This window comes from Hyphomicrobiales bacterium, from assembly GCA_016125495.1.
GTDB lineage: Bacteria > Pseudomonadota > Alphaproteobacteria > Rhizobiales > RI-29 > RI-29.
Genome location: WGLQ01000007.1, coordinates 65,832 through 89,172, shown reverse-complemented (window position 1 = coordinate 89,172; position 23,341 = coordinate 65,832). Strand labels below are relative to the sequence as shown.

General features: G+C 68.0%; 21 protein-coding genes. 5 read left to right on the top strand and 16 right to left on the bottom strand.

Translation table 11 applies throughout. From position 1 onward, the window contains the following. Positions 1 to 7: 7 nt before the first annotated feature. The 3 genes from GC150_05875 to GC150_05865 all read right to left on the bottom strand — a co-directional run bounded on the left by GC150_05875 (position 8) and on the right by GC150_05865 (position 2,546). Positions 8 to 1,216 carry a GNAT family N-acetyltransferase gene (locus GC150_05875; GenBank protein MBI1384420.1) on the bottom strand — a complete coding sequence of 403 codons (1,209 nt, stop codon included), beginning with the start codon at positions 1,214 to 1,216 and terminating at the stop codon, positions 8 to 10. A 38-nt stretch (positions 1,217 to 1,254) separates the two neighbouring features. Next, positions 1,255 to 2,007 (bottom strand): glycerophosphodiester phosphodiesterase, encoded by a 753-nt coding sequence (locus tag GC150_05870; protein ID MBI1384419.1) that lies wholly within the window; start codon positions 2,005 to 2,007, stop codon positions 1,255 to 1,257. Between the two features lie 68 nt (positions 2,008 to 2,075). Continuing rightward, positions 2,076 to 2,546, bottom strand: a complete 471-nt coding sequence (locus GC150_05865) for a RidA family protein (GenBank protein ID MBI1384418.1) — start codon at positions 2,544 to 2,546, stop codon at positions 2,076 to 2,078. Positions 2,547 to 2,606: 60 nt separating this feature from the next. Here GC150_05865 and GC150_05860 point away from each other — a divergent pair, with 60 nt between their 5' ends. Further along, the gene (locus GC150_05860; GenBank protein ID MBI1384417.1) at positions 2,607 to 3,644 is read left to right on the top strand and encodes a DUF1849 family protein; all 1,038 of its coding nucleotides are present in this window, start codon (positions 2,607 to 2,609) and stop codon (positions 3,642 to 3,644) included. Positions 3,645 to 3,734: 90 nt separating this feature from the next. Further along, positions 3,735 to 4,136 carry a hypothetical protein gene (locus GC150_05855; GenBank protein ID MBI1384416.1) on the top strand — a complete coding sequence of 134 codons (402 nt, stop codon included), beginning with the start codon at positions 3,735 to 3,737 and terminating at the stop codon, positions 4,134 to 4,136. Positions 4,137 to 4,354: 218 nt separating this feature from the next. On the opposite strand, the gene GC150_05850 is transcribed toward GC150_05855, so the two are convergent. The 3 genes from GC150_05850 to GC150_05840 all read right to left on the bottom strand — a co-directional run bounded on the left by GC150_05850 (position 4,355) and on the right by GC150_05840 (position 6,275). Further along, positions 4,355 to 4,636 (bottom strand): hypothetical protein, encoded by a 282-nt coding sequence (locus GC150_05850; GenBank protein MBI1384415.1) that lies wholly within the window; start codon positions 4,634 to 4,636, stop codon positions 4,355 to 4,357. A 428-nt stretch (positions 4,637 to 5,064) separates the two neighbouring features. After that, on the bottom strand, positions 5,065 to 5,988 hold the full coding sequence (locus GC150_05845) for an ROK family protein (GenBank protein MBI1384414.1): 924 nt from the start codon (positions 5,986 to 5,988) through the stop codon (positions 5,065 to 5,067). After that, the gene (locus GC150_05840; GenBank protein ID MBI1384413.1) at positions 5,985 to 6,275 is read right to left on the bottom strand and encodes a DUF3572 family protein; all 291 of its coding nucleotides are present in this window, start codon (positions 6,273 to 6,275) and stop codon (positions 5,985 to 5,987) included. The genes GC150_05845 and GC150_05840 overlap by 4 nt, the downstream gene beginning before the upstream one ends. Positions 6,276 to 6,443: 168 nt before the next feature. Between GC150_05840 and GC150_05835 the strand changes: the two genes are divergently transcribed. Further along, entirely contained in the window at positions 6,444 to 6,854 is a 411-nt protein-coding gene (locus GC150_05835) for a response regulator (protein MBI1384412.1), read from the top strand. Positions 6,855 to 6,873: 19 nt separating this feature from the next. Beyond that, the gene (locus GC150_05830; protein ID MBI1384411.1) at positions 6,874 to 8,247 is read left to right on the top strand and encodes a PleD family two-component system response regulator; all 1,374 of its coding nucleotides are present in this window, start codon (positions 6,874 to 6,876) and stop codon (positions 8,245 to 8,247) included. Between the two features lie 1,050 nt (positions 8,248 to 9,297). Here the strand turns inward: GC150_05830 and rpmG are convergent. The 9 genes from rpmG to GC150_05785 form a co-directional block, all read right to left on the bottom strand. Continuing rightward, positions 9,298 to 9,465: a 50S ribosomal protein L33 gene (rpmG, locus tag GC150_05825; GenBank protein MBI1384410.1), complete on the bottom strand. Its 168-nt coding sequence runs from the start codon at positions 9,463 to 9,465 to the stop codon at positions 9,298 to 9,300. Between the two features lie 109 nt (positions 9,466 to 9,574). Next, positions 9,575 to 10,318: an NUDIX domain-containing protein gene (locus GC150_05820; GenBank protein ID MBI1384409.1), complete on the bottom strand. Its 744-nt coding sequence runs from the start codon at positions 10,316 to 10,318 to the stop codon at positions 9,575 to 9,577. Then, on the bottom strand, positions 10,311 to 10,775 hold the full coding sequence (locus GC150_05815; GenBank protein ID MBI1384408.1) for a DUF983 domain-containing protein: 465 nt from the start codon (positions 10,773 to 10,775) through the stop codon (positions 10,311 to 10,313). Before GC150_05815 ends, GC150_05820 begins: the two co-directional genes overlap by 8 nt. Positions 10,776 to 10,910: 135 nt before the next feature. Further along, positions 10,911 to 13,205 carry a ribonuclease R gene (gene rnr, locus GC150_05810; GenBank protein MBI1384407.1) on the bottom strand — a complete coding sequence of 765 codons (2,295 nt, stop codon included), beginning with the start codon at positions 13,203 to 13,205 and terminating at the stop codon, positions 10,911 to 10,913. A gap of 304 nt (positions 13,206 to 13,509) precedes the next feature. Next, a complete protein-coding gene (gene topA / locus GC150_05805) occupies positions 13,510 to 16,320 on the bottom strand; it encodes a type I DNA topoisomerase (protein MBI1384406.1) in 2,811 nt (936 codons plus the stop codon). A gap of 576 nt (positions 16,321 to 16,896) precedes the next feature. Then, a complete protein-coding gene (dprA, locus tag GC150_05800; GenBank protein ID MBI1384405.1) occupies positions 16,897 to 18,081 on the bottom strand; it encodes a DNA-protecting protein DprA in 1,185 nt (394 codons plus the stop codon). Between the two features lie 62 nt (positions 18,082 to 18,143). Next, on the bottom strand, positions 18,144 to 18,806 hold the full coding sequence (gene plsY / locus GC150_05795; protein ID MBI1384404.1) for a glycerol-3-phosphate 1-O-acyltransferase PlsY: 663 nt from the start codon (positions 18,804 to 18,806) through the stop codon (positions 18,144 to 18,146). An 18-nt stretch (positions 18,807 to 18,824) separates the two neighbouring features. After that, the gene (locus GC150_05790) at positions 18,825 to 20,165 is read right to left on the bottom strand and encodes an amidohydrolase family protein (GenBank protein ID MBI1384403.1); all 1,341 of its coding nucleotides are present in this window, start codon (positions 20,163 to 20,165) and stop codon (positions 18,825 to 18,827) included. 14 nt (positions 20,166 to 20,179) lie between these two features. Then, on the bottom strand, positions 20,180 to 21,136 hold the full coding sequence (locus GC150_05785) for an aspartate carbamoyltransferase catalytic subunit (GenBank protein MBI1384402.1): 957 nt from the start codon (positions 21,134 to 21,136) through the stop codon (positions 20,180 to 20,182). Between the two features lie 90 nt (positions 21,137 to 21,226). On the opposite strand from GC150_05785, the gene GC150_05780 reads away from it, so the two are divergent. Next, the gene (locus GC150_05780) at positions 21,227 to 22,906 is read left to right on the top strand and encodes a DNA alkylation response protein (protein ID MBI1384401.1); all 1,680 of its coding nucleotides are present in this window, start codon (positions 21,227 to 21,229) and stop codon (positions 22,904 to 22,906) included. On the opposite strand, the gene GC150_05775 is transcribed toward GC150_05780, so the two are convergent. Then, the gene (locus tag GC150_05775; protein MBI1384400.1) at positions 22,897 to 23,301 is read right to left on the bottom strand and encodes a glutathione metabolism protein; all 405 of its coding nucleotides are present in this window, start codon (positions 23,299 to 23,301) and stop codon (positions 22,897 to 22,899) included. The genes GC150_05780 and GC150_05775 overlap by 10 nt on opposite strands. Positions 23,302 to 23,341: the final 40 nt, after the last annotated feature.

Below are 23,341 nucleotides of genomic sequence, written 5' to 3'. Positions count from 1 at the left end.
AGGTCGGTCAAGCGTCCGGATCGTCCTGGTCGCCGCTCTCGCCTTCGGCGGGGCCACGCCGGTAAGGCGCCTGGCTGGCGAGCGCCTCGCCCATCTCGGCGACATAGGCCCGCTCGCGCTCGAGATAGTCGGCAACGGCGCGGCGAAAACCGGGATCGGCGATCCAGTGCGCGCTGTATGTCGTGGTCGGCAGATAGCCGCGCGCGAGCTTGTGCTCGCCCTGGGCGCCGGCCTCGACGACGGCGAGCCGGTGGGCGATGGCGAAGTCGATGGCCTGATAGTAGCAGAGTTCGAAGTGCAGGAAGGGGTGGTGCTCGGTGCAGCCCCAGTAGCGGCCGTAGAGCGTGTCGCCGCCAATGAGGTTGAGGGCGCCGGCGATCGGGCGCCCTGCACGGCGCGCCAGCACGAGGAGGAGGCGGTCGGCCATGGAGGTGCCGATGAGGGAAAAGAACTCCCGGTTGAGATAGGGCGAGCCCCACTTGCGCGAACCGGTGTCCTGATAGAAGGTGAAGAAGGCGTCCCAGTGGTCTTCGGTGATACCTCCGCCAGTGTGCCAGGTGATGGTGAGGCCGGCCGCGCGCACCGCTTCGCGCTCCTTCCTCAGCGCCTTGCGCTTGCGGGAGGCAAGCGTGGCGAGAAAGTCGTCGAAGGAAGAATAACCGGCGTTGTGCCAGTGGAACTGCTGGTCGGTTCGCTGGAGGAGGCCGAGCGCGCCGCAACCCTCCCACTCCTGCCGCGTCAGGAAATTGGCGTGGAAGGAGGAAATCCCGTGCTGTTCGCAGAGCTGGATGGCGGCCGAGAGCAGCATGGTGCGGGCGCCCGGATCGTCGGTCGCCGAGGGGGAAAGAAACCGGCGGCCGGTGACGGGGGTGAAGGGGACGCCCGAGAGCAGCTTGGGATAGTAGCGCCCGCCGGCCCGCTCGTAGGCCTCCGCCCAGCCGTGGTCGAAGATGTACTCCCCCCGGCTGTGGCTCTTGAGGTAGCAGGGCATCGCGGCGCGGAGGCTGCCCGAGGCATCCTCGATGACGATGTGGCGAGGCTGCCAGCCCGTGCGCGGGGCGACCGAACGGCTTTCCTCGAGGGCGAGGAGGAAGGCGTGCGAGAGGAACGGGTCGAGCGGCCGGCCGGCCGGATTGGCGCAGGCGTCCCAGGCCCCGGCCGCGATGGCGGAGATCGCCGGCAGGATGCGAGCGACGGGCTGGCCTCGTTCGATCACCTCGGTTCTACTCCAGTTCTGCCGGTCGGGCGCCCCGCTCAAAGGCCGCGCGGATCGGGCATGAAGCCCTCGAAGACCATGGCGTCGGCGAGGCGGGCGGCGCGTGAGCGCTCTGCCGGCGTACGCACGGTCCAGGTGAGCAGCGGCAGGCCCATTTCGCGTCGCGCACGCTGCGGCGGCGCGCTCGCCAACGCGGCGATCTCGTAGTTCACGAACGCGGCAGCAATGCGCTCCAGATCATCGAGCCGGCGCAGACGGATGCGATCGGCCAGCCCGCCCGCCTCCGGAAGCCAGGCCCGGTTCGGGTAGCTGCCAGAAACGAGGCCGCGCGGGACGTGAGGAATGTGCTCGCGGCACCAGGCCATGGCGTCCGGATCGAAGGACATGAGGGCCAACGGCCCGTCATAGGCCTCGAGCGGGCCGACGAGTGCCTTCTCGAGGGCGCGGTCGCCGTCGAAATGGCTCTTGGTCTCGACGAACAGCGCAACGCGGCCGTCGACGAGGTCGAGGAGGTCGGTGAACGAGATTATCGGCTCGCCGCCGACCGTATGGCGGATCCGTGCGAGTTCTCCGGCCGAGCGCGCACGCACGGGGCCGCGCTCTCCCGTCAGCCGGTCGAGGGTGTCATCGTGAAAAACCATCGCGACGCCATCGGCGGAGACCTGGAGATCGACTTCGACGGCGAGACCCGCGGCGATGGCCGCGGACACGGCACCGGCCGTGTTCTCGATGCAACCGGCCGCGCAATCGTGGAGGCCCCGGTGCGCGACGGGTCCGAGGTCCCAGTCGATGCGCGCCCGGCCGGCGAGTGCTGGCGAGCCCGCGCGCAGGGACTTGGCTGGTCGGCCAGGGCCGTGTTTCACGACGCTTTCACCGCGAAGATGGCATCGATCTCGACGGCGGCGCCGAGCGGCAGGGAAACGACGCCGACGGCCGAGCGGGTGTGGCGGCCGCGCTCGCCGAGGATTTCGGCGAGCAGGTTCGAGGCGCCGTTGACGACGGCCGGCTGATCGGTGAAGTCCGGCACCGAAGCAACGAAGCCCGTCAGGCGCAGCGCCTGCTCGATACGCTCGAGATCGCCGAGAGCGGCCTTGGCCTGGGCGAGGATGTTGATGGCGCAGATCTCGGCGGCGCGCTGGCCTTCGGCGACCGTGACGCCGGCGCCGAGCTGTCCGGCAACGGCGATCTTGCCATCGACGAAAGGCACCTGACCGGAAACGAAGAGGAGGTTGCCGGAGAGGATCGCCGGAACGTAGTTGGCGACGGGGCGGGGGCCCACTGGAAGCTCGATGCCTTTGGCCGCGAGCCGTTGGGCGATGGTGTCGGTCATGCTCGGTTCCTCGTTGCTCCAGGGGCTGATGGCGTCGTTTGCGCCGATGCAGGGGTCGGGATGGTCTTTGCGCACTTGTTGCACATCGCCAGCGGACGTGTCACCGGATCGCAAGGCTCTGCGCGCGGCGTCGAGGTGTTCGCCTCATTCAGGCCCGCGCGCGATCCTATGGATCGGATAGCTGAGGATGACGCCTATATGTCATGGGGCTTGCAACGCATGCGAGGGCGAACGAGGGAGACAGTCGTCGCCGGGCTCGTCCTCGGCCTGCTGGCCGGCGGGGGAGCCCGCGCCGCGATGCCTGGTACCGCAGCGGGTGAAATCCTTCGCCCGCATCGCGCGATCTACGAGCTTCGGCTGGCCGAATCGGCGAGCGGCTCAGGTGTGACGGCGTTGCGCGGTCGGCTCGTCTTTTCGCTGCAAGGAAGCGCGTGCGCGGGCTACGAGCAGGCCATGCGGCTCGTGACGCAGATGACGGACAGGGAGGGCAACAACCTCGTCTCGGACCTGCGAACATCAAGCTCCGAGGATGCCGGCGGCCAGACCTACCGCTTCCAGAGCGACACGTTCCGCGACGATTCCCTCGCCGAGACGACGGCTGGCGAAGCCCATCGCGAGGGCGAGGAGGCCATCGTGGTCGAACTCAGCGAACCGGCGGCCCGCCGGGAGCGGTTCGAGGGGCGTATCCTCTTTCCGATCCAGCATTCGCTGGCCATGCTGGCCGCCGCGCGCCGGGGAGACGAACTGCTCGACGTGCGGCTCTACGACGGCTCCGACAACGGCGCCAAAGTCTATCAGGCGACAACCGTGATCGGGCACGACAGCGGTGCCAGGGATCGGTCTCCGGCACCTGGCAGCGGCGATGGCGACGATGACCGGTCGCGCATCGCGGGGCTGGAAAAGCTCCCGTCCTGGCCGATGCTGGTCAGCTATTTCGAGCCGCTCAGTCTGCCCGGCGAGGTCGTGCCGGCCTACGAGATGGGATTTCGCATGTTCGAGAACGGCGTGGTTCGCGACCTCAGGATCGACTATGGGGATTTCGCGCTCGACGGCGAATTGAGCAAGCTCGAGTATCTCGAACTGACGGCCTGCGAGTGATCGTGCCCGCTGGCACTCACCTTTCCCCTCGGTGCGCCTTGCCCGGAAACGGAGACTGCGCCAGTCTGATGGACACATCGGATGGGAGTCATGGGTATGGCGAAGGTGGTGCGAGCGGGGCTGCTGATCGCCGTGACGTGGCTGGCGGCGGGGACGACGGCGGGCGGGACGGCGCACGCAGGCGATTGCGTCCAGGTGCGCTTCCAGTTCGTCAATGATCATGCAACTCGCGTGCGTGTGCGCAGCGTGCACATCGTGGGCAACGACGGGACCTGGATCGAGGACGTCGGCAACCGGGTGATCAATTCGGGTGCCGCGGTCCTGACGGCGCCACGCCGGCTCAACCGGTTGGACTCCGGTGCGACCGGCCAATTCACGGTGATCTATCAACTCTGGGACGCGGGCAACGCCCAGTGGTCCAACCGCTCGGCGAACAGCCGCAGCCACACCTGCCGTGACGAGGATCGGATCGAGCTGCGGATGCCCGGCTGATGGGATGTGCCGATGAGCCGGGCATGGAGCCGGACCCGGTTGGAGCCGGCGACGAAAAAAGAGGATGGTGATCGCGAGGATCACCATCCAAGTCCCCCCATGTGACCAAGTCCATCCCCGATCACGTTGCGGGAGTTGCGTGCAACCGGAACGGTTCCGGTGTCAGTACTGATGGCCCGTGCAGAACGGGTTGGACGGACGACGACGCGTGCAATCGTTCAGCGCGAAATTCGAGCGCCGGCCCCTGCCTCGACCGCGTCCACGACCGCGACCCCTGCCGCGCCCGCGGCCACGTCCCCGGCCTCGGCCGCGTCCATGCCCGTCATCGTCACCACTGAGGCTGGCTTGGCCGCGACCACGACCGCGCCCGCTGCCATTGCCGCGTCCTCTGCCACGACCACCACCGCGACCGCTGCCCGAGTCGTCTCCTGGCCCATCGTCGCTGCCGCGGCCACGTCCCCGGCCACCGGAATCGTCGCCCGGACCATCGTCGCTGCCATTGCCGCGCCCACCGGAATCATCGCCCCCGCTGTCGCCGGAGCCGCCCCCGCCGCCGCCGCCGCCCTTGGCGTCGGCCTCGCCGATCACGAGCGCCGCCGGTGCCGCCGCGACCGCGATGGTCGCGAGTCCCAAGAGCCGCAGGAACCGACGCCTCGAAGCCACGTTCGGCGAGCCATCGCCCTCGAGTTTGGAGTTGTCGCCGTCTGCCATTGCATTTCTCCTTGGTCTGCCCCGTAGGGCGGTTCACCTCGGCCAAGGAGGAAACTAGGGGGGCGGCGGCACCCGCATAATGCGCATTGGTCGTATCGATTGGTCCGAGAGTTTTGCGCCGTGTTTCGGACGTTGGTCTGGCGTCGCAGGCGTGCCGCCAGCACCGGGCAAGGGGCACGAACGACGTCCCGAGTCGGATGGCTCGTGTTCGTGCGGGTCAGCGGCTCCCGCCCAGCGGCGGCAGCCGCGCCGCGCCGCGCACGCCGCTCGCGGCGCCCCAGCGGGCCGGCACGACTCGAACCCGCGTCTCGCGCGCGAAGACGAAAGGCGCCATCCGACGCGGCAGTTCCTCATAGAGGTGCGCCATTTCGGACAGGCCGCCGCCAAGCACGATGACCTCCGGGTCGAGGATGTTGACGATCATCGCCAGACCGCGCGCGAGCCGAAAGGTGTGACGGTCGAGGGCGGCAATCGCCAGCCGGTTGCCGCCCCGGGCGGCCTGCGCGATGGCGCGGGCCTCGCAATGTTCGCCCGTCGCCCGGTAATGGTCGGCGGCAAGTCCCGGCCCGGACACCCAGGTTTCCATGCAGCCGCGCTGCCCGCACCAGCAGGCGGGGCCCGGAAATTCATCCTCGAGGACCCACGGCAAGGGCGTGTGGCCCCATTCACCAGCCGAGCCGCGCGGTCCGGACAGCAGTCGACCGCCAATCACGATGCCGCCCCCGCAACCGGTGCCGATGATGACGCCGAACGCCGAGCCGGCGCCCTTGGCGGCGCCGTCGTGGGCCTCGGAAAGGGCGAAGCAGTCGGCGTCGTTGGCGATGGCGACGGGGCGCGAGAGGCGTTCTTCGAGGTCGCGCTGGAGATGACGACCGTTGAGCCAGGTCGAGTTGGCGTTCTGGACGCGCCCGTCGGTTGGGGCGAGGGAGCCCGGAATACCGAGGCCGACGCTTCCAAGGGCACCGTCGGCACCCGCTTCGAGGTGGGCGAGCATTGCGGCGATGGCCGCGAGGGTCGCTTCGTAATCGTCGCGTGGCGTCGGAACCCGATGGCGGGCGATCTCGGTGTCGTCCGGGGCGAGGGCAACGCCCGCGATCTTCGTGCCGCCAAGATCGATGCCGTAGCGCACGTCGCGCCTCATTGCCCGAAGCTTTCCGCGGCACGCGCCGGATCGTCGGTCAGGAGGCGCCAGGCGATCGCAACACGCTCGGGTGCGAACTGGTGGGATCCGGCGAAGGCGAGCAGCAGGCTCTCGTCGGTGAGCAGGTACTCGAGTACGCCCGCCTTGAAGCCCGGCTCGCTTGCGGCCTGGCGCAATTCGCCCGGCGCGAGGCCGGTTGCCGAGAGGAAGCCCGCTAGGTGGCGATCGTCGCCCGCCAGGAAGGCGATGGCCGCGAGCGCGAGGAGTTCGGCATCGTCACGGTTCATTCGCGTCACGGCTGCCTTCGGCATCGATATCTCCTGCTAACATCTCGTTTTAATTGCGAGTTTAAGCGGATGGTTACGTTTGCGCGCGCATACTCCGGGCGCGGGTTCAGAAAACGTGCTCCGTTGAACGGAGCCGGGGGCATTGGTGTCATGACGCTGATTACGAGGATGCGGGAGCCGGGGGGCACTCCGCAAGGGCCGTCGACGACGACGAAGGTCGTGATGATCGTCGAGGACAACGAGCTCAACATGAAGCTCTTCAATGACCTCCTGGAAGCGCACGGTTACGTCACGCTGACGACCCGCGACGGTCTCAAGGCCCTCGATATCGCGCGCGCGCACCGTCCCGATCTCATCCTGATGGACATCCAGCTCCCCGAGGTCTCGGGGCTCGAGGTCACCAAGTGGCTCAAGGATGACGACGATCTCGCGAGCATCCCGGTGGTGGCCGTCACGGCGTTCGCCATGAAGGGCGACGAGGAGCGCATCCGGCAAGGCGGCTGTGAGGCCTACATCTCGAAGCCCATCTCCGTTCCATTGTTCCTCGAGACCGTGCGCCAATACGCGGGAGCCGCATAAGCCAGCTGGACCTTAAAACATGACCGCTCGTGTTCTCGTCGTCGATGATCTGGTGGCCAACGTCAAGCTGCTCGAGGCACGGCTCTCGGCGGAATACTTCGAGGTCGTGACCGCCATGAGCGGGCCGGAGGCGCTCGAAATCTGCGCGCGTGAGGCAATCGACGTCGTCCTGCTGGACGTGATGATGCCGGGCATGGATGGCTTCGAGGTTTGCCGGCGGCTGAAGTCGGCGCCAAGGACCTGCCACCTGCCGGTCGTCATGGTGACGGCGCTCGATCAGACCAGCGACAAGGTGCGCGGTCTCGAGGCGGGGGCCGACGACTTCCTGAGCAAGCCGGTGGACGAGATCGCGCTCATCACCCGGGTGCGCAATCTCGCGCGCGTCAAAATGCTCAACGACGAGATGATGATGCGCGCGGCGACGCGCCAGCGGCTCGGGCTCGACGCCGAGACCGGGCCAGATCTGGAGGCCGCCGGGCAGAGCGGGCGCGTGCTGCTCGTCGACGATCGCGAGGGCGCGGAGGAGCGGCTGCGGACACAGCTCGATCGGGGCCATACCCTCGCCTGCGAGTGCGATCCGGCGGCGGCTCTCGCACGGCTGCTCAACGAGCCGTTCGATCTCCTCATCGTCAGCCTCGGCCTGCGCGACGCCGATGGCCTTCGGCTCTGTTCGCAGGTGCGCTCCGTCGACGTCATCCGACACCTGCCGATCATCGTGCTCACCGAAAAGGGCGACGAGGCACGGTTGATGCGCGGCCTCGACATGGGCATCAACGACTATCTCTTGCGCCCGCTCGATACGGCCGAGATGAACGCGCGCGTCCGCTCGCAGCTGCGGCGCAAGTGCTTTTCGGATTTCCTGCGCAGCCGCCTCGAGGAACGCGTCGAGCAGGCCGTCATCGATCCGCTGACCGGTCTGCACAACCGGCGCTACATGGACACCCACATCAAGAGCCAGCTGAATGACGCTGTAAAGCGCGGCAAGCCGTTCTCCGTAATGCTCACCGACATAGACTACTTCAAGTCGGTCAACGATACGTTCGGGCACGACGTCGGCGATACCGTGCTGAAGGAGTTCGCGGCACGCCTGCGGCGCAACACGCGGGGCATCGATCTCGCCGCCCGGATCGGGGGCGAGGAGTTCGTCGTGCTGATGCCGGACACCGACGTCGATCGGGCCAGCCAGGTGGCGGAGCGGCTGCGCAATCGGATCGAGGTCGAGCCGTTCCGCATATCGCATGCCGGCGATGAGATCTGGGTGACGGCGAGCGTCGGTGTGGCCTGCCTCCAGAACGCCACCGATACGGCCGATGGCTTGCTGAAACGGGCCGATCTGGCGCTCTACGATGCCAAGCGGCGCGGGAGAAACATCGTTGCCGTCAAGGCGGCCTGAAGCCCGACGGCAACGGTTGGTCGCGCTCCACGCTTACGGCGGTATCGGCTTTGCGCGGGTCGTTGCGCCTTGCCTACCGGTTTCCCGCAAGTCCGTCGGACGACGGTTGAACGACGCCAAAAAGCAAACTTTGTCAACGAATTGCAACCCTGGGTGGGTGCGCGGCGGTGCCTATTGTATGGCGCATTCGTCGACAAATGACCTTGGACGGGTCGCAGATGCACCATGAAACGGCCGCTGATCAGGGCTTATCTCATAGGCGACGGAAGTTAGGGTTGATCAACGAGAGAGTGCCAATCGGGCTGCGACAGCCAACTTCGCTCTTGCAAGAGTTGTAGGTTCAGAACTAAAGATGGCTAAGGTGCATGCGGGCACCATTTGAATTGGAGAGCTTGCCCCGAGATCCCGGGTCCGCCGCATCTCCCGGGTAACAAGGGGCGAGAGCTGCACCGAATACGGCGTGAAGGCCTCCTTGAACGGCCGTGCTGGTGCAGATCCGAGCCGATACACCGAAGGCCCTCTTTGGTACGGCTTGGGCCGACAGGTCTCGTGGCTATATCGGTCACACCCCGCTGCCGGAGCTGCGGGACCTGTCGGACGCTCGGAGGAAAGCCGGGCGATGGCTGGTTCCGTGGCCACCGGTATCCAACCTATCGAACATGCTCTATCGTCCCAATTCAGCCGCCGCGAGCCATCAGGCTCTCTGCCGTGCTCGCCGACAGTGCATTCGCGCGAGGTGCTCTTGCGCGTGCGTCGCTCCGATTGCGGATCGATCGGAGCGCAAGCCGTTGGACTGAAGCCGCAGCGGAGTAGATTTGCCGAACGGGCCGTGTCTCGCAAGACGTGTCGGCCTCGGTTCGCGGTAGCCAGGTGCTGCACCAGCATTGCGCATACAACATTCGTCGCGGCGCCACATGCCGCGTGCCGAGCCCCCGAATACCATGCTCATCGCATTGCATCGCTCGAACAGGGCCGGTGGCGGGCTGTCGCACGACGTCTCGATCGAAGATCGCAAGGGGGGGCCGGCCTGCGCCTCTCGGAGGCCGCTGGCTACTTGATTTTGCCTTCCTTGAACTCGACGTGCGTCTTGGCCACCGGGTCGTATTTCCGCACGGTCATCTTTTCCGTCATCGTGCGGACGTTCTTCTTGGTGACGTAGAAATAGCCGGTTCCCGCCGTGCTGTTCAGCCGGATCTTCTGGGTGGTGGGCTTGGCCATCGTTGGAAATCCCTGGTTCGGACACGCGCCGCTCCGCCGGTCCACGGGGGCGGCGCGCAAATGCCGGTCGATGCGCGATAAACGCGCTGGGCGGGTGTTCTGTCAAGATCTAGCTGGCGTCGATGAGTTCGCGGCGGAAGCGGCCATTGCGCGAGTAATAGTAGGGGACGGGAGCCGCGCCGGCGCTTTCGGGCCGCAGATTGAGCCGCTCGGCGGCATCGGCCAGGACCGTGCGCGTCATGGCGTGAAGGTCGAGATCACGGGCCTCGTCGAACGTCACCCAGGCAACTTGCGTGAATTCGCCGTCGGTGATCTGCGAATTGGCCACGATCCATGAGGCATCGATCAGGAAGAAGCGGGTGTCGTAGCGCCGCGTGCGGCCCGGCGGGGTGATGGCGCGCGCAACGAAGCGAAGCCCAGCGAGCGAGGGGGCGACGCCTGCCGATAGAAATCGGTGCCAGCGTTCGTCGCTCGCATCGCGGTCCGAGACGGTGCCCGCCGCAAGGCCAACCGCGACGCCGGTCTCCTCGAAGGTCTCGCGGACCGCGGCAAGGGCCAGGGCACGCGCGCGCCGTTCGCTCGGCCGGCCCTTCATGTCGTGCAGCAGGCGCGGCACGTCAGTGGCCGGCACGTCGTCGACCGGGGCAATCCGCTGATCGCAGGACTCCACACGCCCTCCGGGAAAAACGTATTTGTTGGGAACGAAGGCCTGCCTCGGATTGCGGCGACCGAGCAGGACGCGGGGGACGCCATCGCTGCGATCGACGATGAGCAGGCTGGCCGCGTCGACCGGTTTCAGTGGCCTGCGCGCCGCGCCGGCCGCCTCCTCGACCTCGGTTGGGTGCTCAGCCATGGTTGTCCTTCAGCGTCAGCCTGTCGGTGTCCATATGGGGATCGCGTTCGGCGTCCACGCCGCCGAAGCCATGCATGCGGAGCGCCCATTGCAGCGCGACGAGGGCCCCCTTGACGGGTGGCAGAACGGCGAGTGCGAGCCCGAGTGTCAACGGCCCCCAGATCAGCGCGTGCAGCCAGAGCGGCGGGCCGAATGCGACCTCGACGGACAGGACCAGCCCGACGATGATGTGGCCGACGATGAAGATCGTGAAATAGGGCGGTGCATCGTCGGCACGGTGATGGTGGAGAGCCTCGCCGCATTTCGTGCAGTGGTCGGCGATGCGCAGGTAGCCGGCGAACATTCCCGGCCCGTGGCATGCCGGACAGCGACCCCGGGCGCCGTCGAGTATGGCGGGCAGAACCGCGCGCTCCGGCAGCACGGGATGGTTCGCGACGCCCTCGATCCTGACCACCATGCTCTGTCTCTCCTCTGGGCCGGCGCGTGGCCCTTCATGTGCCTGGCGCCCGGTATATCTGTCGGCCCGCCCATTCGCTCAACACTTGCCGCGCCGATCGAGCCGATGCAACCGGTCGGCGCGCATGGCCGCCCCCTATCTTGCGCGACGGCTGGAGCGTCCGGCGGGTGGGCGTGACCGCGTGCGGCCCGGGCGCTGACGACCCGCATGGCCGGCGCCGCGCCGCTTGCCGGTCAAGCCGCGCCCCGAGAAGGGCTTCGGTTCGCTCAGGATCTCGAAGCGCAGGGCACCGGCACTGGCGATCGCCTCGACGAGCTTGACCTCGACCGTATCACCGAGCCGATAGGCCAGATTCGAGCGGTCGCCGACAAGCGCCTGATGCTCCTCGTCGTGACGGTAGAAGTCGCCCATGAGGCTCGAGCCGGGCACGAAGCCGTCGGCGCCGGTTTCCGTCAGGCGCACGAAGAGGCCGCTGCGCGAGAGACCCGAAATGCGCGCCTGGAATGTGGCGCCGACCCGATCGGCGAGAAATGCGGCGATCAGCCGGTCCGCCGTTTCGCGCTCGGCGGCCATGGCACGGCGCTCGGTCTGCGAAGTCGTGGCGGCAATTTCGTCGAGCTGCTCGATCTCCTCGTCCGTCAAGCCGTCGCCGTCTGCCACGAGGCCGAGTGCGCGGATGAGGCCACGGTGCACGATGAGGTCCGCATAGCGGCGGATCGGCGAGGTGAAGTGCGCGTAGCGGGCGAGGTTGAGGCCGAAGTGACCGTAGTTGCGAGCGGAATATTCAGCCTGGCTCTGGGCCCGCAGCACGACCTCGTTGACCAGTTGCTCGACCTCGCGGCCGGCGACGGTGGCGAGAACGCGGTTGAAGTCCGAGGGGCGCAACTCGGCACCTTTCGGTAGCGAGATGTCGAGCGTTGCGAGGAAATCCTGCAGTGCGAGGAGCTTTTCCTTGGAAGGCGCATCGTGGGCCCGGTAGACGAGCGGCAGACGGCGGGCCTCGAGTGCCTCGGCGGCGGCGACGTTCGCCTGGATCATGAACTCCTCGATGAGGCGGTGCGCCTCGAGCCGCTCCGGTGTGACGACGGCGGCGACGCGGCCGTCCGGTCCGATCACGATGCGCCGTTCGGGAAGCGAGAGGTCGAGCGGCGCACGTTGGTCGCGTGCCCGGGCGATGGTGCGGTAGGCGGCCCAGAGCGGGCGCAGCACGGTTTCGAGCATCGGACCGGCGTGGCGCGCGGCAGGACCGCCGTCGATCGCGGCCTGGGCCTCGGCGTAGGCGAGCTTGGCGGCCGAGCGCATGAGGGCGCGCGTGAAGTGGTGGCTACGCTTGCGCCCGCGCGCATCGAACACCATGCGTACGGCAAGGCACGGGCGCAATTCGCCCTCGCGCAGCGAGCAGAGGTCGTTGGATATGAGTTCGGGGAGCATGGGCACGACCCGGTCCGGGAAATAGACCGAGTTGCCGCGCAGCAGTGCGGCGCGGTCGAGCCGCGAGCCGGGACGGACGTAAAAGGCGACGTCGGCGATGGCAACGACGACGATGTGCCCGTCGGGGTTGGCGGGGTCGGGGTCCGGCCCTGCCCAGACGGCGTCGTCATGATCGCGCGCGTCCGGCGGATCGATGGTGATCAGCGGCAGTGCGGTCAGATCCTCGCGGCCCTTGGGCGTGATCTTCGGCAGGCGCTCGAGTTCGGCGAACGCGGGGGCGGGAAAATCCTCCGGAATGCCGTGGGCGTGGATGGCGATGAGGCTGACCTGCTGCTGCGCCTCGGGGTTGCCGAGGGTCTCGGCGATCCGGGCACGTTCGTAGCCGCCGCGTGTGCGGGCGCCGATCGTGAAGCGCACGAGGTCGCCGTCGCTGGCCCCTGCGGTATCGCCACGTTCAACCGGCCACGTGCGGAGCTGCTTGCGGTCGACGGGCATGATCTCGCCACCGCGCGCGTTGGCGCGAAAGATGCCGAGGAGGCGCCGGTCGAGGCGCTGGAGACGCTTGATCGGGTGCGCGACATAGGACGGGGGCTCGGGCCCGTCGGTCGCTCCGGCTTCGTCGGGGCCGGCGGCCGCCTCGTCCGGCCCGAGATCGGCGTCATCATCCCCGTCGTCCACATCCTCGTCGTCGCTATCGCCCGGACCGTCGCCGTCGGTCTCGCTGCCGGCCCGTGCGATCGGCTCGAGGCGCGCCAGGACCCGGTCGCCGACACCTATCACCTCGGGCGCCGCACCCCGCGTGCTCCTGCCGCCGCGCCCCGAATCGGCCTCGACCAGGATGCGGGGGGCAGGGCCATCCTCTGGGGGCCATTCCGCCGGCACGGCGATCAGTTCGCCATCGCGGTCGCGGCCGATCACCTCGATTACGCCGACCGGCGCCAGCCTGCCCGGTCGGCGAAGGCGCCGCCGGTTGCCGGCGATGAGGCCGTCGCGCGCCATCTCGCGCAGCAATTCCTTCAAGGCGGTTCGCTTGTCGCCCGTGAGGCCGAAGGCGCGCGCGATCTCACGCTTGCCGACCTTGCCGGGAGCGCCCCGGATGTATTCGAGGATCGCATCGCGGCTCGGCAATTCGCCGGCCCGCGCTGGCTTGCCACCACCCTTGACTGTCGGACGCTTGGCCAATGGGGCTCCGTGCTCGTTGGATGGAGCGCCGGCCGGTGCTCCATCTCGGGACATGTGTCGTGCCCGCGCTCGGACCGTCGAGGGGGATCGTGGCCGGGACCGCGACCCACTCGACGACAGCCTAGGCGGGGTCCGCCGGATTTTTGGCGGCGCGTTTGGTCGCGGATTTGCCGCCGGCGGTCGATTTTCCGGCCGGGGCCTTGCCGGCGGTCGCCTTGCCGCCGCGCTTCGGTTTGGTGGCGGCGTTCGCATTCCCGCCATCGCCGGTTGTCCCGGTGGCATCGGCACCCTTGGTGTCGCTCTTGGCCGCCTTGCCACCCGCCTTCGCCGCCTTGGCGGGCTTCTTGGCGCCGCTCGAACCACTGGCGGTCTTGGCGGCGCGCTCGGCGATGAGGACGACGGCTTCCTCCATCGTGAGTGCGGCCGGGTCCTTGCCGCGCGGGATGGTCGCATTGACCTTGCCATGCCGCACATAGGGGCCGTAGCGACCGTTCATGATCTCGACCTTGCCGCCGTCGGCCGGATGCTCGCCGAGATCGCGCAGCGCCGCGGCCGAGCTTCCGCGCCTGCCGCCGGACGCCGCCTTTTCGGCCAGCAGTGTCACGGCACGGTTGAGGCCGACGGTGAAGACCTCCTCGGGGCTGTCGAGATTGGCGTATTTGCCCGCGCACTCGACGAAGGGGCCGTAGCGGCCGTAGCCGGCGACGATCGGCTGAGCGGTTTCCGGGTGCGGGCCGACGAGGCGCGGCAGCGAGAGGAGGGCGAGGGCGCGCTCGAGCGTGAGTTCACCCGCATCGGTGCCCTTCGGTATGGAGGCACGCTTGGGTCGCTCGCCGGTTTCGGGCTCGCCGAGCTGGATGTAGTGGCCGAACCGTCCGCTCCGCACGGTCACGTCGAGGCCCGTCTCGGGGTCCTGGCCGAGCAGGCGGTTGGCGCCCGCCTGGGCCTGGGTCGCCTCCTCGTCGCTCTGGCTGAACTGGCGGGTGAATCGGCAATCGGGATAGTTCGAGCAGCCGATGAACGCACCGAAGCGCCCGATCTTCAGGCTGAGGCGGCCGTCGTCACAGGTCGGGCACTTACGCGGATCACCGCCGTCGCTCTTTTCGGGAAAGACGTGCGGCCCGAGGATCTCGTTGAGCGCCTCGAGGACGTCGGTGACGCGCAGTTCGCGGGTGCCCTCGACGGTTGCCGTGAATTCGCTCCAGAACTCGCGCAGCACGTCCTTCCAGGCCAGCTTGTCGTCGGAGATGAGGTCGAGCTTTTCCTCGAGGCCGGCCGTGAAGTCGTACTCGACATAGCGCGTAAAGAAGCTCTTGAGGAACGCCGTCACCAGGCGCCCCTTGTCCTCCGGCACGAGGCGCTTCCTGTCGATGCGCACGTAGTCGCGATCGACGAGGGTCGCCATGGTCGAGGCATAGGTCGATGGCCGGCCGATGCCGAGTTCCTCCATCCGCTTGACCAGGGTCGCCTCGGTGTAGCGCGGTGGCGGCTGGGTGAAATGCTGGTCGGCCGAGATGACGTCGTCCTTCAGCGTCTCGCCCTTGGCGAGCGCCGGCAGGCGCCGGGCAGCTCCTTCGTCGCCGTCCGCTTCCTCGTCCGCCTTGCCCTTTTCGATCTGGCGCTGGCGGTCGTCGCGGCCTTCCTCATAGACCCTGAGGAAACCGTCGAACACGATGACCGAGCCGGTCGCGCGCAGTCCGTAGAGCTTGCCGTCACGTCCGGTGACGTCGATTCCGACCGTGGTCTGCTCGATGTCGGCGGGGGCCATCTGGCTGGCGATGGTGCGCTTCCAGATCAGTTCGTAGAGGGCGGCCTGGTCCTTTTCGAGGTAGCGCGCGACGTCCTGGGGCCTGCGGGAGGGGTCGGTCGGGCGGATCGCCTCGTGCGCCTCCTGGGCGTTCTTTGCCTTGGATTTGTACTCACGAGAAAAGGGAGTATAATTGCGGCCGTATTCGGCGGAGATGACGTCGCGAATCTGGCCGACCGCTTCCGGCACGATCTGCACGCCGTCGGTTCGCATGTAGGTGATGAGGCCGACCGGGGCATCGCCGCCGACGTCGACACCTTCATAGAGGCGCTGGGCGACACCCATGGTCTGCTTGGCGGAAAAGCCGAGCTTGCGGCTCGCGTCCATTTGCAGGGTCGATGTGGTGAAGGGTGGATAGGGGTTGCGCTTGGTCGCCTTGCGTTCGACGCTGGTGACCGTGAAGTTGCCGCGCTCGATGGCCGCCTTGATCGCGAGGGCGCTCGCCTCGTCCTTGATGTCCAGCTTCTTCAGAGTGGTGCCGGCGATGGCGGTGAGGCGGGCCTTGACCTCCTCACCCTTGGCCGTGCGCAGCAGCGCCTCGATGGTCCAGTATTCGTCGGTTCGGAATGCCTCGATCTCGGCTTCGCGGTCGCACACGAGGCGCAGCGCCACCGACTGCACACGGCCGGCCGAGCGCGAGCCCGGCAGCTTGCGCCAGAGCACGGGGCTCAAGGTGAAGCCGACGAGGTAGTCGAGCGCGCGCCGCGCCAGATAGGCCGAAACGAGGGGCGTGTCGATCTCGCGCGGGTGCTTCATGGCTTCCGTCACCGCCTGCTTGGTGACGGCGTTGAAGGCGACACGCTCGACAGGGATGCCCTTGAGCGCGCGGCGCTTCTCGAGAACCTCGAGGATGTGCCAGGAGATCGCCTCGCCCTCGCGGTCGGGGTCGGTGGCGAGGATCAGCTTGTCGGCGTCGCGCACGGCCTTGACGATTTCGGCGAGGATCTTGGTCGCCTTGGGATCGGCTTCCCACTCCATCGAGAAGTCGTTGTCGGGCAGCACCGAGCCGTCCTTGGCCGGCAGGTCGCGGACATGCCCGAAGGAGGCCAGCACCTTGTAGCCGGGTCCGAGGTATTTGTTGATCGACTTCGCCTTGGCGGCGGATTCCACAATCACAACCTGCATGCGTGCCTGCTCTGGAGTGCTGTCGCGTGAAACACGCGGATGGCCCGATCCGTTCGAACTGGGATGAAGTGGCGCCGCGCGCCTCGCCTCGCCCCGCGTCCGGCCTGCCTTGCCGACAGCCGACCGCGCGCCAACCCCCGAACCCTGCGTGTGGCGCGAGGGAACATGGGCAAGCGACCCGGCGCTGTCAAACTCTGTCGCTGATGGGCCTGTGTGTGATCGGGCGAAAGCGGGTTGAGTTGAGTGCAACTTATGCGTACAAATGATCTACAAGAGCTCAATTTATGCGAGCATAATCTATGGGCAACGGCGAACGGGGGCGCCAATGACGGGTGGAGCAGAGGCCGCAGACATGCGAGCGCGCCAGGATGCGTGCGAAGTCGAGGCGGAGGCAATGCCAATTCCATCGCGAGCGGATGCGCTCGCCTATCTGGCGGACATGATCCGTGAGCTCCATCACCTTGCCAAGCGGCATGGCGAGAGCGAGGTCGCAGCCCAGCTCCGCGAGGCCTACCTCCTGTCCGAGCGGATCCGCTCTGAGGAACGCTTGGAGGGATGACCACCTCCCGGTCCGGTTCAGTTGCGCAATGACACCGTCTGCAGGCCATGCCGCTCGATGCGCCCCGCAAGGTCGAGTTCGAGGAGTGCGGCGCGGACCTCGCGGATCGTGAGGCCGGTCTCGCGCGCTACAACATCGACCTCGATCGGCGCCATGGAGAGCGCCGCCTCGACCACTTCAGCGATTGCACGGTCGCCCACCTCTCCGGTCGCCTGTTGGTCCGGCGGTGCGTCCGCGCCAGAGGGCTCGCTCGACGGTGGTTGCTCGAGACCGAGCATCCAATCCTCTCCGGCGGTCGCAAAGCCCCGCAGGTCGGGCTGGCCGGCGCGCCCCGCGAGGATCGGGCGCAGCGCCTCGGCAACGTCGTCGGCGCAGGTGCAGATCGTGGCCCCCTCACGCAACAACGCGAGTGCCCCCTTGGCGCGCGGGTCGAGCGGATGGCCGGGCACCGCGAAGACCTCGCGGCCCTGCTCGGCGGCAAAGCGCGCGGTGATGAGCGAACCCGATCGGGCCGCCGCTTCGACCACGACGACTCCGGCCGAGAGTCCGGAGATGATGCGATTGCGACGGGGAAAGTCCTCGCTGCGTGGAACCGCTCCAGGTGCCCGCTCGCTGACGATGAAGCCCTCGCGTGCCAGCCGCGCGTGGAGGTCGGCATGTTCGGGCGGATAGATGTGATCGAGCCCTCCAGCGACGACCGCGATGGTGCCGGTCGGGAGGCTGGCCTCGTGGGCGGCGCCGTCGACCCCACGGGCGAGACCGGAGACCACGACGAAGCCCGCGGCACCGAGGTCGTGCGAAAGTGCGCGGGCCATGCTGCGTCCAGCCGCCGAGGCGTTGCGGGAGCCGACCACGGCAATGGTGGGGCGGGACGCGAGCTGCGCATCGCCGAGCCCGTAGACCATGGGCGGGGGAACCTCGAGCGCGGCAAGGCCAGGGGGATAATCGGGATCACCGAGAAAGAGCGGTCGCGAACCGATGGCGGCCGCGCGCTCCAGTTCCTCGAGGACCGCGTCGCGCGTTGGCGGTGAAAGGCGCCGGCCGGTGCGGGCGCCGAGGCCGGGCAATGCCTCGAGCGCGGCCGCGGCGCCACCGAACCGGTTGAGCAATTCCCGAAAGGTGACCGGGCCGATGCCCTCCGTGCGGATCAGCCGAAGCCAGGCGATCTTCTGCTCATCGCCGAGCCGTTGGCGGATCGGCATGGCAGCGGCATGGGTGCCAGCCGGGGCTGGCCGAGGCGACGGGGCGCTCGGGCGAGCGCGCTTCACGACCGCCCGCCGATGCGGCTTTCGGTGCCGGCAAGGAGGCGCTCGATGTTGGCGCGATGGCGGATGACGAGGAGCAGCGAGAGGAGGGTGCTCGCCACCGTCAACAGTGGTTGGCCGGCGAGCACATGGACGAGCACGGGGGCAAGCGCGGCCGAAACCAGGGCAGCGAGGGATGAATAACGCGTCGCGGCCGCGACAGCGAGCCAAAGTGCGCAAAAGCCGACGGCAGCGGGCCACGTCCAACCGAGCAGCACACCGATGAATGTCGCAACGCCCTTGCCGCCGCGAAACCCGAGCCAGACCGGAAAGCAGTGCCCAAGGAACGCCATGACACCGGCGACCGCCCCGGCGGCTCCGGCCATGTGATCAGCCGCGGCGGGCATGGGGCTTTGGGCTCCGTCGACGAGTGCAAGGGCGCCAAGGGCGAGGACCGGAGCGAGGAGCACGGCCAGCGTTCCCTTGGCGGCATCGAGCAGGAGCGTGGCGGCGGCCAAGCCCTTGCGCCCCGTGCGCAGGACGTTCGTTGCCCCGATGTTCCCGGAGCCGATCGCCCGGATGTCGCCGAGGCCGGCAAGGCGCGTCAGAACCAGGCCAAAGGGGATGGAGCCGGCGAGATAGGCCAGAATCGCAACGAGGCCGAGCTGGACGGAAAGCTCCATTGTGTCGCAAAGCCGCCGTTACTGGGAGGGACGATCCTGAGCAGGGTAGGGGTGGACTTGCCGGCCCGCAACAAAAGTCCGCATCACCCGACCCTTGAGAGGGGCGGCCTCGAAGGGCGAGTTTTTCGAGCGCGAGTGCAGGCGCTCGAGTTCGACCACCCAGGCGACTTCGGGGTCGACGACGACGACGTCGGCAGGCGCGCCGACGGCGAGCCGCCCCGCCTCGATGCCGAGCAGGTCGGCGGGGTTGCAGGTGAGGGCACGCAGTACCGCGAGGCGGTCGATCTTGCGTTCATCGGCAAGGCGCAAAGCCGCTGGCAAAAGGGTCTCGACGCCGATCGCGCCGGTCGCGGCCTCAGCGAACGGCCGGCGTTTGCCGTCGACGTCCTGCGGCAGGTGGGCCGAGACGATGACGTCGATGTCGCCGCTCGCGACGCCAGCAACGAGGGCATCGCGGTCGGCTGCACCGCGCAGGGGCGGTGAAAGCTTGAAATACGTCCGGTAGGAGCCGATGTCGCGATCGTCGAGCAGAAGGTGATTGATCGAAACGCCGCATGTGAGCCTGACGCCGCGCTGGCGGGCGGTGCGGATCGCCTCGAGCGACTGGGCCGAGGAGATTTGCGCGGCATGATAGCGCCCGCCGACGCTCTCGACGAGGCGCAGGTCGCGCTCGAGCAGCACGAGTTCGGCAACCGTCGGAATGCCGGGCAAGCCGAGCAGTGTGGCCACCTGACCCTCGTGCATGACGCCGTCCGCGGCAAGGTCCGGGTCCTCGACGTGATGCACCACGAGGCCGTCGAAGTCGCGGGTGTAGGCGAGCAGACGGGCCATCAGGCGGGCGTTGCCGAGGCTGCGCGGTCCGTCGGAAAAGGCCACCGCGCCGGCCGCGCGCAACAGGCCGATTTCGGCCATCTCCTCGCCCATCATGCCCTTGGTGAGGGCGGCGATCGGCAGCACGTTGACGCGGGCCGTGTCGCGGGCGCGGCGGAGAATGAAATCGACGAGGGCGACATCGTCGAGGTGGCGGTCGGTGTTCGGCAGGCAGGCGATCGTGGTAACGCCGCCGGCGCTCGCGGCGAGACTGACGGTGTTGAGCGTCTCGCGATGCTCCTCGCCGGGCTCGCCCGTATAGACCAGCATATCGACGAGGCCCGGCATCACGATGTTGTCGTTGCAGTCGACGACCTCGGCGCCAGCCGGGGCGTTGCGGCGCAGGTGCGCGCCGAGGTCGGCGATCCGGCCATCGCGGATCAGCAACCCGCCGGGTTCGTCGCGGCCACTGGCGGGATCGATCAGGCGGGCGTTGATGAGGACCTTCGGGCCCTCCGTCGCGGTGCCAACTTCGGGCGTCTCGTTCATGGTCGCCAGTCCAATCAATCGTTCGGCAGGTGACGGGCCAACGCCCGCAGCACGGCCATGCGTACGGCGACGCCCATCTCGACCTGTTCCTGGATGACGCTGCGCGGGTGATCGGCGACGGTCGATGCGATCTCGACGCCACGGTTCATCGGACCAGGGTGCATGATGAGCGCGTCCGGCTTGGCCCAGGAGAGCTTTTCGCGGTCGAGGCCGAAGAAGTGGAAGTATTCACGCGTGCTGGGCACGAAGGCGCCGGCCATGCGCTCGCGCTGGAGGCGCAGCATCATGACGACGTCGGCGCCCGCGAGCCCTTCGCGCATGCTCGTGAACACTCGGAGGCCGGGGCGCTCGAGCCCGTCGGGCAAGAGGGTGGAGGGGGCGACAAGGTGAACCTGCGCGCCCATGGTGAGGAGCAGGGCGATGTTCGAGCGGGCGACGCGGGAGTGACGGATGTCGCCGCAGATCGCCACCCTGAGCCCCTCCAAACGGTCCTTGTTGCGGCGGATGGTGTGGGCGTCCAGCAAGGCCTGGGTGGGGTGCTGGTGGGCACCGTCGCCAGCGTTGATGACGGAGCAGCCGACCTTCTGGGCGAGCAACTCGACGGCGCCGGCGGCATGGTGGCGCACGACCAGGATGTCGGGGCGCATGGCGTTGAGCGTTGCGGCAGTGTCGAGAAGCGTCTCGCCCTTGTTGATGGAAGAGGAGCCGATCGACATATTCATCACATCGGCGCCGAGCCGCTTGCCCGCGAGTTCGAAGGAACTCTGGGTGCGCGTCGAACTCTCGAAGAAGAGGTTGATCTGCGTGCGGCCGCGAAGCTCGTTGGTCTTCTTGTCGATCAGTCGGCCCTGGCGCGCCGCCGCGTCGGCCAATTCCAGGAGCATCGTGATATCATCACGGGTAAGACCCTCGGTCGTCAGCAGGTGACGATGGGGGTAGCCGATTTCGGTGGCGGTGTTCGCGGTGCTCATCAAAGTCGGTCTCTTAGGCCGATCGTGGGCGCGCGGCAAGCGGTCAGGCGGCTGGCGAACTGCTCCCCCTGTTGAGGAGATCCGATCGCCATGGGCGAGAACGAGCACAACCAGAGCCCGATCTACGCGGGCATCAACCTCTTCGAAAGCGATCGGGCGCTGAAGGAGGCGGTGGCGCGGGAGGGCGCGGAGCATCGTCTCGGTGAACTCACCGGGCTCGGCGCCAGCCTCGGGGCGCGCGAGACCCTGGAGGCGGGGCGGCTCGCCAACCGCCATCCGCCCGAACTCGTGACCCACGATGCCAAGGGCGAACGCGTCGACCGGGTCGAATTCCATCCGAGCTACCATGGGTTCATGGCGCAGAGCTTTGCTGCGGGGTTGCACTGCGGCTCCTGGGTCGCTGGTGGTGCCGGGGCCGAACCCGTCGTTCCCGGGCGCAATGGGGCCAACGTGGCGCGCGCGGCGGGGGCGGTCCTGGTCTGCCAGGTGGAGGCCGGCCACTACTGCCCGATCACGATGACGAATGCTGGCATCGCGACCTTGCGCCAAGAGCCGAACCTCATGGGCGAACTGGCGCCGCAACTCATGCGGCGCACCTACGACCGGGCCGACAAGCCGGTCGGGGCCAAGGCTTCGATCACCCTCGGCATGGCGTTGACGGAGCGCCAGGGCGGCAGTGACGTCAGGCGAAACCGGGCGCGCGCCGTCGCACTCGGGACCGGGGGTGGAAAGCGGCGCTATGCGATCAGCGGCGAGAAGTGGTTCGTTTCCGCGCCGATGGCCGACGCCCACGTCGTGCTCGCCCAGACGGAGACGGGACTCGGCACGTTCCTGGTGCCGCGCCGGCGCGAGGACGGGCGGCTCAACGGGTTCCGATTCCAACGTCTCAAGGACAAGCTCGGCAACCGCTCCAACGCGACCGCCGAGGTGATCTATGAGGAGGCCGAGGGCTATGGCGTCGGTGAGCCGGGGCGGGGCATCGCGACCATCATGGAAATGGTGACGCTGACCCGACTCGATTGCATTTCGGGCTCGACAGGTTTGATGCGGGCGGCGCTGTCACGGGCGCTGTTGCATGCCGGTCACCGCGCAGCGTTCGGCCGACGACTGGTCGAGCAGCCGCTCATGGCGCGCGTGCTCGCCGACATGGCACTGGACGTCGAGGCGGCGACCGCCCTCACCTTCCGGCTCGCGCACGCCTTCGACCGGCCGGACGATCCAGCCGAGCAGGCTTGGCGCAGGCTCATGACGCCGGTGACGAAGTATTGGGTGTGCAAGGTGGCGCCAGGCCTCGTCGCGGAGGCGATGGAGTGTCTCGGTGGCAACGGCTACGTCGAGGACGACGAACTCGCGCGGCTCTATCGCGAGGCGCCGGTCAATTCGATCTGGGAGGGCTCGGGCAACATCATGTGCCTCGACGTGCTGCGCGTGCTCCAGAAGGAGCCGGAGGCGGCGCAAATCGTCATCGAACTGCTCTCGGAGGCGGCCCGCGCCGAACCGCTCCTGGCCAAGGGGCTCGAACGCGTCGAGCACTACGTGCACCGCCCGCGCGAGATCGAGAGCGCGGCGCGGGCGTTCGTCGAAAGCCTCGCGGTTCTGGCGGCGGGGACCATCCTGGCGGCCGGTGCGCCGGGCTTCGTGGCGGAGGCGTTCGCGGCGAGCCGCCTCGCCGCGGCTTTCCGGCGCACCTATTCGAGCGATCTGCCGGCCGGCGCCGAGAAGGCTCTCATCGACCGGGCCATGCCGAATGTGGATGCGGCTCAGAGATAGCCCGCCAGTCGCATACCCGAAAGCGTGAGGTTGGTCGCGGCCGCCCCGCCGATGGACAGGAACGTCAGGATCATGCCGGCCACGCGCAACGAGAGCGGCTCCTTCGTGCGCGAGACACCGTTCGCGTGCAGGATGCGGCCGACCAGGAGCATGGCCCCCAGGAGATGGACCAGGACCAGTGGAGCGCCGCCCATCTCGGCAAAACCGATGAGGATCAGCCCGAGCGGTGCGTATTCCGAGAAATTCGCCTGCACGCGCATGAGGCGGCGCAATTTGTCGTCGCCACCATCGCCGATGGCGACGTGGAGGATGCGGCGCTGGGCGATGACGTTGCGGGCAAGCCAGATGCCGAGAATGGCCAGCAGGCTGGCATAGATGGCGGTGACGGTGACCATTCGTGAACTCCGATGCGGGGGGTGCGAGGACGGTTGCCTG